Origin of the sequence: Lacticaseibacillus camelliae DSM 22697 = JCM 13995 (assembly GCF_001436615.1) — a bacterium.
In the GTDB taxonomy this organism is placed as follows: Bacteria; Bacillota; Bacilli; order Lactobacillales; family Lactobacillaceae; genus Lacticaseibacillus; species Lacticaseibacillus camelliae.
In genome coordinates, this window is the sequence record NZ_AYZJ01000058.1 from 1 (window position 1) to 6,375 (window position 6,375).

Consider the following 6,375-nt stretch of genomic DNA (forward strand, 5'->3'; position numbering starts at 1 on the left):
CCCAGTCGAAGGAATCTGGTAAGGTGGCTTATGCGATTGCTAAGGCCGCTGACGTTGGTACCTCTTTCGTTTATACAAAGGGCTCCCAACAAAAGTTGGTCAATTTCAAGCTTTCCAGCAACGGCGAATTCAGCCTACCGATCAAGGTCAACCTGAACGGGAACCTGAAAGCCAAGAAGGTTGACGCCGACACCAACAAAGCATTGCCCGGGGCGAAGCTCAAGTTCGCATACAATGGTACTTCCAAAGAAGTCACGACTGGTACTGACGGGTATGCTGCCTTGAATGACTTGAAGGCTGGCACCAAGGTCACCGTCTCGGAAGTCACTGCTCCTAACGGCTACGTCAACAAGGGTGAACTCAAAGAAGTCACCATCGAACCCGGCAAGACCGTTGAAGTTGTCCTCGGTAACAAGGAACAGCTCGGTAACGTGACCCTCGCCAAGATTGGGCGTGAGTTCGGTAGCGACATGTTCAATGCCTACTACTCGCTTAATGGTGCTGTCTACGGCATTTACACCAGCACCGGCACACGGGTTGGCGCGATCACCACTGACGGCAATGGCAAAGGCACCTTGCAGAACCTCAAGCTCGGTAGCTACTACGCACTGGAAGAAAAAGCCCCTGCTGGCTATGTTCTGAACACGGCCAAGCTGCCGTTTGAATTGAAGTATGCTGGTCAAACTGTCACGGTCACTACGGCTCACGTCGATACGACCGATCAAGAACAGCGCGGCACTGCCAACATCGAAAAAGTTGACGCTGTTACTGGTAAGCAGCCACAAGGTGCTGCCAGCCTAAACGAGGCTGTCTACGAACTCCACCGTGCAACCGATGACAAGCTCGTGAAATCGGTGACGATCGCCAACAACACGGCGTCTGTTTCCGGCTTGGAACTGGACGATTATTACTGGCAAGAAGTAAAGGCGCCGACTGGTTACGTGCTTGATCCGCAAAAGCACGCCTTCAAGTTGGCTTACGCTGGTCAGAACCTCACCACTGCAACTGCTACCACGACGGTCAAGGAACAAGTCATCACTGGTGATCTCGACTTACTCAAGTACGGGAACTACGACTGGTCAACCCAAGGCAAAGGCACTAAGTCGGTCATGCTCAAGGACACCCAGTTCGCTGTCACCAGCAAGACCACTGGCAAGGTTGTTCGCACTGGCCTCACCGATGCCCAAGGGTACGTGAAGTTTGCGGATCTGCCTTACGACACCTACACCGTAGCTGAAACCAAGACCCCAACGGGCTACAACGGCATCAAGCCGTTCACGGTCACAGTTGATGGCACCCAGAAGTCCCAGCATTATAGCATCGAAAACAAGGTCATTGAAGAAAAGCTGCGGGTAGTCAAGGTTGATACCGAAACCGGTAAGACCGTGCTGCGCGCTGGCGCAATCTTCCGCATTAAGAACCTGCAAGCCAACAAGTACGAAGTTCAGCCGACAGCCGACAAGACCGGTATGACTGATAAGTTCGCTACCGACAACTCCGGTGAGTTAATCACAGCCGAAGCGCTCGGCTACGGCAAGTACCAGCTCGAAGAAGTTCAAGCTCCAGAAGGCTATGTACTGGCTAAGAAACCAACCAAGTTCACCATCAACGGCAGCCATAAGGACGGCATCGTGGTCATCAAGTTCGCTGACCTCTCCCAAAAGGGTGTCGCCACCTTGACCAAGACCGGGGCTACCCCGGTCGCCGTCGAAAAGGTTGAAACTGAATACGGTGACCAGTATAAGTACCGCTACGACTACATCGCCCTCGCTAGTGCGAAGTTTGAGTTCAAAGCAGCCGAAGACATTACGACTGCTGACGGAACCGTTCGTGCACACAAGGGTGACGTGGTTGCTACCGGCACCACTGATGCTCAAGGTCAGATTCAGACCCCAGAACTCTATCTTGGCAAGTACACGGCAACTGAAATCTCTGCACCAAACGGGTTCATTATGAATACCGATCCGATTACTTTTGAACTCAAGTATGCCGGGCAAGAAGTGACGGTGACCTCCACCTCACTTGAAGCCAAGAACGACTTCCAGCAGCTCGACATTACACTTCACAAGCAAGAAGAAAGCATCACCGGCTGGAAGGATAACCTCCCAATTATCAAGAATGTCGCTGCCAACGGTCAGGTCTTCGGCTTGTTCACGCAAGGCGAAACCACGATCGGCAAAACTGTGATTCCTTCTGAATCACTCGTTGCCACCACGACGGTCAAAGACGGTAAGGCTGAATTTGGCGCGATCCAGTTGCCAGAAGGCTACTACTACGTCAAGGAACTTGATGCTGGTGAGAAGCACGACTTGAACACGACGATGTACGGCTTCCATTTCCACACCACCGACAATGAGAAGATCAAACACATTGACCTCAATGACGGTAAGGTGATCGACAACAAGCTCCACGAAAACGAACTGTCATTCAAGAAAATCAATGAAGTTGCCACGCTGGTTTCAGGTAAGGGTTACTCCTACGCGATGACCGGTAACGCTGCTGGCGCGACCTTTGAACTGCTCGATGCGGACAAAAAGGTGATTCAGACCATCACCGTCGGCAAAGATTCTACTGGGTCAATCAAGCACCTGCCTGTGGGCACCTTCTATCTCCGTGAATCCAAGCCTTCTGCCACCAACCTTGTCTTATCGAAGGAAACTCTCAAGCTCGTATCTACTAAGGACGGCGTGAAGGTATTCGATAGCAAGGACAAGCAGATCGGTGAGACCAAGTCTGACACCAAGGAAACCGCGATTACCTTTGAACTGACCAACGACTTGATCAAAGGCATGGGCGAACTGACCAAGACCGACGTTTCGACTGGAAAGCGCCTGCCAAACACCGGTATCCGTATTCTGGACGAAAACGGCAAGACGGTTGTATCTGGTCGCACCGACAAGAATGGGGTCTTCTCCTTTGGTAATCTGCCTGCTGGTAAGTACAGCTTCCAAGAATACGATGCACCAAAGGGCTACGAAATTAGCGAAGCCCTCGTGCCATTCGAGATCACTAAGGATGGTGAAATCATGAAGGCCGTCATGACCGACAAGCAGACGCCTAAGCCTGGCCTCCCACAAACTGGCAACGCGACGTCTGGCTGGCTCATCGTCATCGGTGTGGTACTGCTGCTCGGCGTCCTCGCTACGATGGTTGTAATCGGTGGTGCCAAGAAGAAAGATGGCAACTGATATGCGCATTTCTTCTATCAACATGTATCCCAATCCCGGCGGCGACGTGCTGCTCCAAGGCGACATCGTACTGGATCATGTGCTCATTTTGAAAAACGTGAAGCTCATCGAAGGTCAGTATCGCTGGTATATCCAGTTTCCACGATATGCTGATGGCCGCACAGTTCACCCAATCTCCAAGTCGTTTTACGATTATCTACTTCAACAATTAACCGAATACTATCACCAAGCCACAGCCGAGTAGCCCAACTACCCGGCTTTTTGAATACGAAAGGAAGGCTACAACATGGAACTCAAATTTGTTGCACCAAACATTGAAAAGACGTTCGGTCACCTATACTTCGGCTCGCTCAAGCGCGAACTGTCAGAAGGAGATCGTGACAACCGCAAGGTTGTCTCCCGCACTTACGAGTTGTTCTCCGACTTGCAGCGCACCGACAACATCGAAATCACTATTCCGGCGAAGAAAGGTGACAAGGCCGAAAGCATTGAAGTTGACGCACCGGTCACCATCATCAAGCCGCGGATTGCGACCGTCGGCTACCGGATCGGTGAACAAGCCTTTGTGGGCTACATCTGCAATGCCGACGATATTGTCCCAGTCAAATAAAAGAAAAGAGGAACTCACATGCGATTAGCAGAAGGCATCGTTATCGACTTAGAAGAAACCTTTGGCGTCTTGAAATTCTCCGGACAGCGCCGCGAACGCTTCGTGCAAGACGAAGACGGCAACCGTACCGACGACGTAAAGGAACGCACCTATGACTTGAAATCCATGAAACAAGGGATGATGATCCAAGTTTCAATTCCGGCAGAGGCCGGGGTCAAGGACTTCAAGTACAACCAGATTGTGACTTTAGTTGACCCAGTGATCGACACCGTGGCAAACGCAAACTTCAACCGAGTTGAAACTTCGTGGTACATGAAGGCCAAGGATCTCGTGATCGACACCGCGCCGGTCAAACCGCAGGAGAAGCCAAACAACAATGACAAGAAATAGCTCATTGCCCCACTCCTCGCGCGCGCCGCCCGCTGCGGCGGTTGCTTGCCACCAACGAAAGGAGTTGATTCCTGATGATGACTTCCACCCTGACCATAGTTGGTCGTGAAGTGTTCATTGACGACTATAACGAAGAAATCGACAACGACTACCGCCTTGACCCAGACGAGATCCTGCAAGACATGGTGGAACTCATGGAAGAAAGCCCTGAATCCTACCAGCACCTGCATATCGACAGTGAACAAACTAACGACGGCATGAATAAGCTGTTCTCGTTCACATCTTACGAAGGCGAAGATGGCTTACGGCTTTCGTATCTGGGCGTCAGCGATGAGTAGAGATGCGAAATCGATTCAACCACAAAATTTTGAAATCGCCGGCTTTGTCGAAGATTACACCAGACTTATCAAAATAGATGGCGTTCTGCCAAGCGCTGACTTTTTACAGGAATTGGTCGCTGATGCCGCAACACAGGCAATGGACGGTCAATTCATTATCTGGGTTGATGACAACACGATTGATGACGAACCTAAGGAATTCATTTTCAACTTGCTTGAAGACACCGTGATTTATATGGGTGTGGAATGAATTTCGTATTATCACAAATGAAAGGAGCTCGAAAATGTCCGCAATGAATATTGATGGATTCTTGGAAGACTACCCCGCGCTAGTTGACCCTGATTTCCACGACCCTAGCCCGGAAGCTTTGATCGACATGGTGCTGATGGCGGCCGAACAGGCAACTGCTGGCGAACCATTTTCAATTTAGGTAGACGGCGAATGTACCCGCGATCACGAATCCAAGGAGTTCAGTTTCAATATCGACACCGAAGATCGACAACCCGCTATCAAATATATTGGCGTCAAGTAACGCCCAAAGGAGAATTTCTATGAATGATCAAGTAACCCTCGTCAACTTGGACGACTTTCAACTTCACTACGAACACATCGCTGACTTTGACAACGGTGCATCACCCACTGGTGACGTCATCATCAATTTAATCGACGCAGCTAATCACGCGATTCAAGCTGGCATGAATGCTTGTGACCTGATTTTAGCCAGAGAACAGTGTGCGAAACCCGAAGCCTACCTTCAAGGCGCGCGCTTTAGTTTCAACGTTTCAAGTAGTCCACTTGGTCTCGTGATTGGCTACGACGGAGTGAACATTGACGAATGAAACTTACGTATCGCGGTACACGGGTCTATCCCCGTCAACGCAACTTACTCTACAACACGGCGATGACGGTTGTGGTTTGCTTGTGGGTAACTGGAGCTGCCATTGCTTATTGGCCGCTGCTAAGACAAATCAACTGGAAATTCTTTAATTGGCCGGACGTGGTGGCCTTGCCTTGGTCATGGTTGCCGCTGATTATCAACAGTTTATGTACAGCACTACTCTTTGGTGCTGGTTTGTGGGCTTACCGAACGTGGTTTGCGGATTCCTACAAGCAGATGGAACACCGCCAAAAGCTCGCCCGCATGATCATGGAGAACAAGTGGTACCAAACCGACCAAACCAACAGCGAGAGCTTCTTCAAAGACTTAGGCTCAACGCGCACCAAAGAGAAGATTTCGCACTCTCCCAAAATCTATTACCGACTCAAGGATGGGCTGATTCACGTTTCCGTTGAAATCGTCATGTCTTCCTATCAAGATCAACTCCTGCACTTGGAAAAGAAGTTAGAGGCTGGTCTTTACTGTGAGCTGGTCGACAAGATCATGCACGATTCTTACGTCGAATACACCTTGCTTTACGACACGATCGGCAAGCGCATCACCATCGCTGACGTGACCTGTGAACATGGCTCCATGCAGCTCATGGAAACCGTGGCTTGGCACTATGACGCGCTGCCCCACATGCTGATCGCTGGTGGTACAGGTGGTGGTAAGACCTACTTTATTTTGACGTTGATTGAAGCACTGCTGAAAGACGGTGCCCAGCTCACCATTCTTGACCCGAAAAATGCTGACCTCGCCGACTTAGCTGACGTGATGCCAGGGGTCTATTCCAAGAAGGAAGCCATGCTGGATGCACTTGAAACCTTCTATCAGGACATGATGGCGCGTAACGACAAAATGAAACAAATGGACGGATACAAGACTGGCGAGAACTACGCCTACCTTGGACTACCCGCCCATTTTCTGATTTTTGATGAATATGTCGCCTTTATGGATATGCTTGGCCG

At 50.4% G+C, this 6,375-nt stretch carries 8 protein-coding genes and 1 pseudogene; all 9 read left to right on the top strand.

Going from position 1 to position 6,375, the window contains the following annotated elements; translation table 11 throughout:
- The coding region (locus tag FC75_RS09145; protein WP_056989713.1) for an MSCRAMM family protein at positions 1-3,188 on the top strand (3,188 nt) is incomplete at its 5' end.
- 1 nt (position 3,189) lies between these two features.
- On the top strand, positions 3,190-3,432 hold the full coding sequence (locus tag FC75_RS09150) for a hypothetical protein (protein WP_003606405.1): 243 nt from the start codon (positions 3,190-3,192) through the stop codon (positions 3,430-3,432).
- Positions 3,433-3,474: 42 nt separating this feature from the next.
- On the top strand, positions 3,475-3,798 hold the full coding sequence (locus FC75_RS09155) for a DUF961 family protein (protein WP_054666166.1): 324 nt from the start codon (positions 3,475-3,477) through the stop codon (positions 3,796-3,798).
- An 18-nt stretch (positions 3,799-3,816) separates the two neighbouring features.
- Positions 3,817-4,188: a YdcP family protein gene (locus FC75_RS09160; protein ID WP_054666161.1), complete on the top strand. Its 372-nt coding sequence runs from the start codon at positions 3,817-3,819 to the stop codon at positions 4,186-4,188.
- Between the two features lie 74 nt (positions 4,189-4,262).
- Complete coding sequence (locus tag FC75_RS09165; protein ID WP_054666158.1) at positions 4,263-4,526, top strand: hypothetical protein; 264 nt, start codon at positions 4,263-4,265, stop codon at positions 4,524-4,526.
- Positions 4,519-4,776, top strand: a complete 258-nt coding sequence (locus FC75_RS09170) for a hypothetical protein (protein WP_054666155.1) — start codon at positions 4,519-4,521, stop codon at positions 4,774-4,776. The genes FC75_RS09165 and FC75_RS09170 overlap by 8 nt, the downstream gene beginning before the upstream one ends.
- A gap of 34 nt (positions 4,777-4,810) precedes the next feature.
- Positions 4,811-5,059 (top strand): annotated as a pseudogene (locus tag FC75_RS13190) (hypothetical protein).
- A 19-nt stretch (positions 5,060-5,078) separates the two neighbouring features.
- Complete coding sequence (locus tag FC75_RS09180; RefSeq protein ID WP_054666153.1) at positions 5,079-5,366, top strand: hypothetical protein; 288 nt, start codon at positions 5,079-5,081, stop codon at positions 5,364-5,366.
- Positions 5,363-6,375, top strand: a 1,013-nt coding sequence (locus FC75_RS09185) for an FtsK/SpoIIIE domain-containing protein (protein WP_056989714.1), incomplete at its 3' end; no start/stop codon positions are given. The genes FC75_RS09180 and FC75_RS09185, both read left to right, overlap by 4 nt.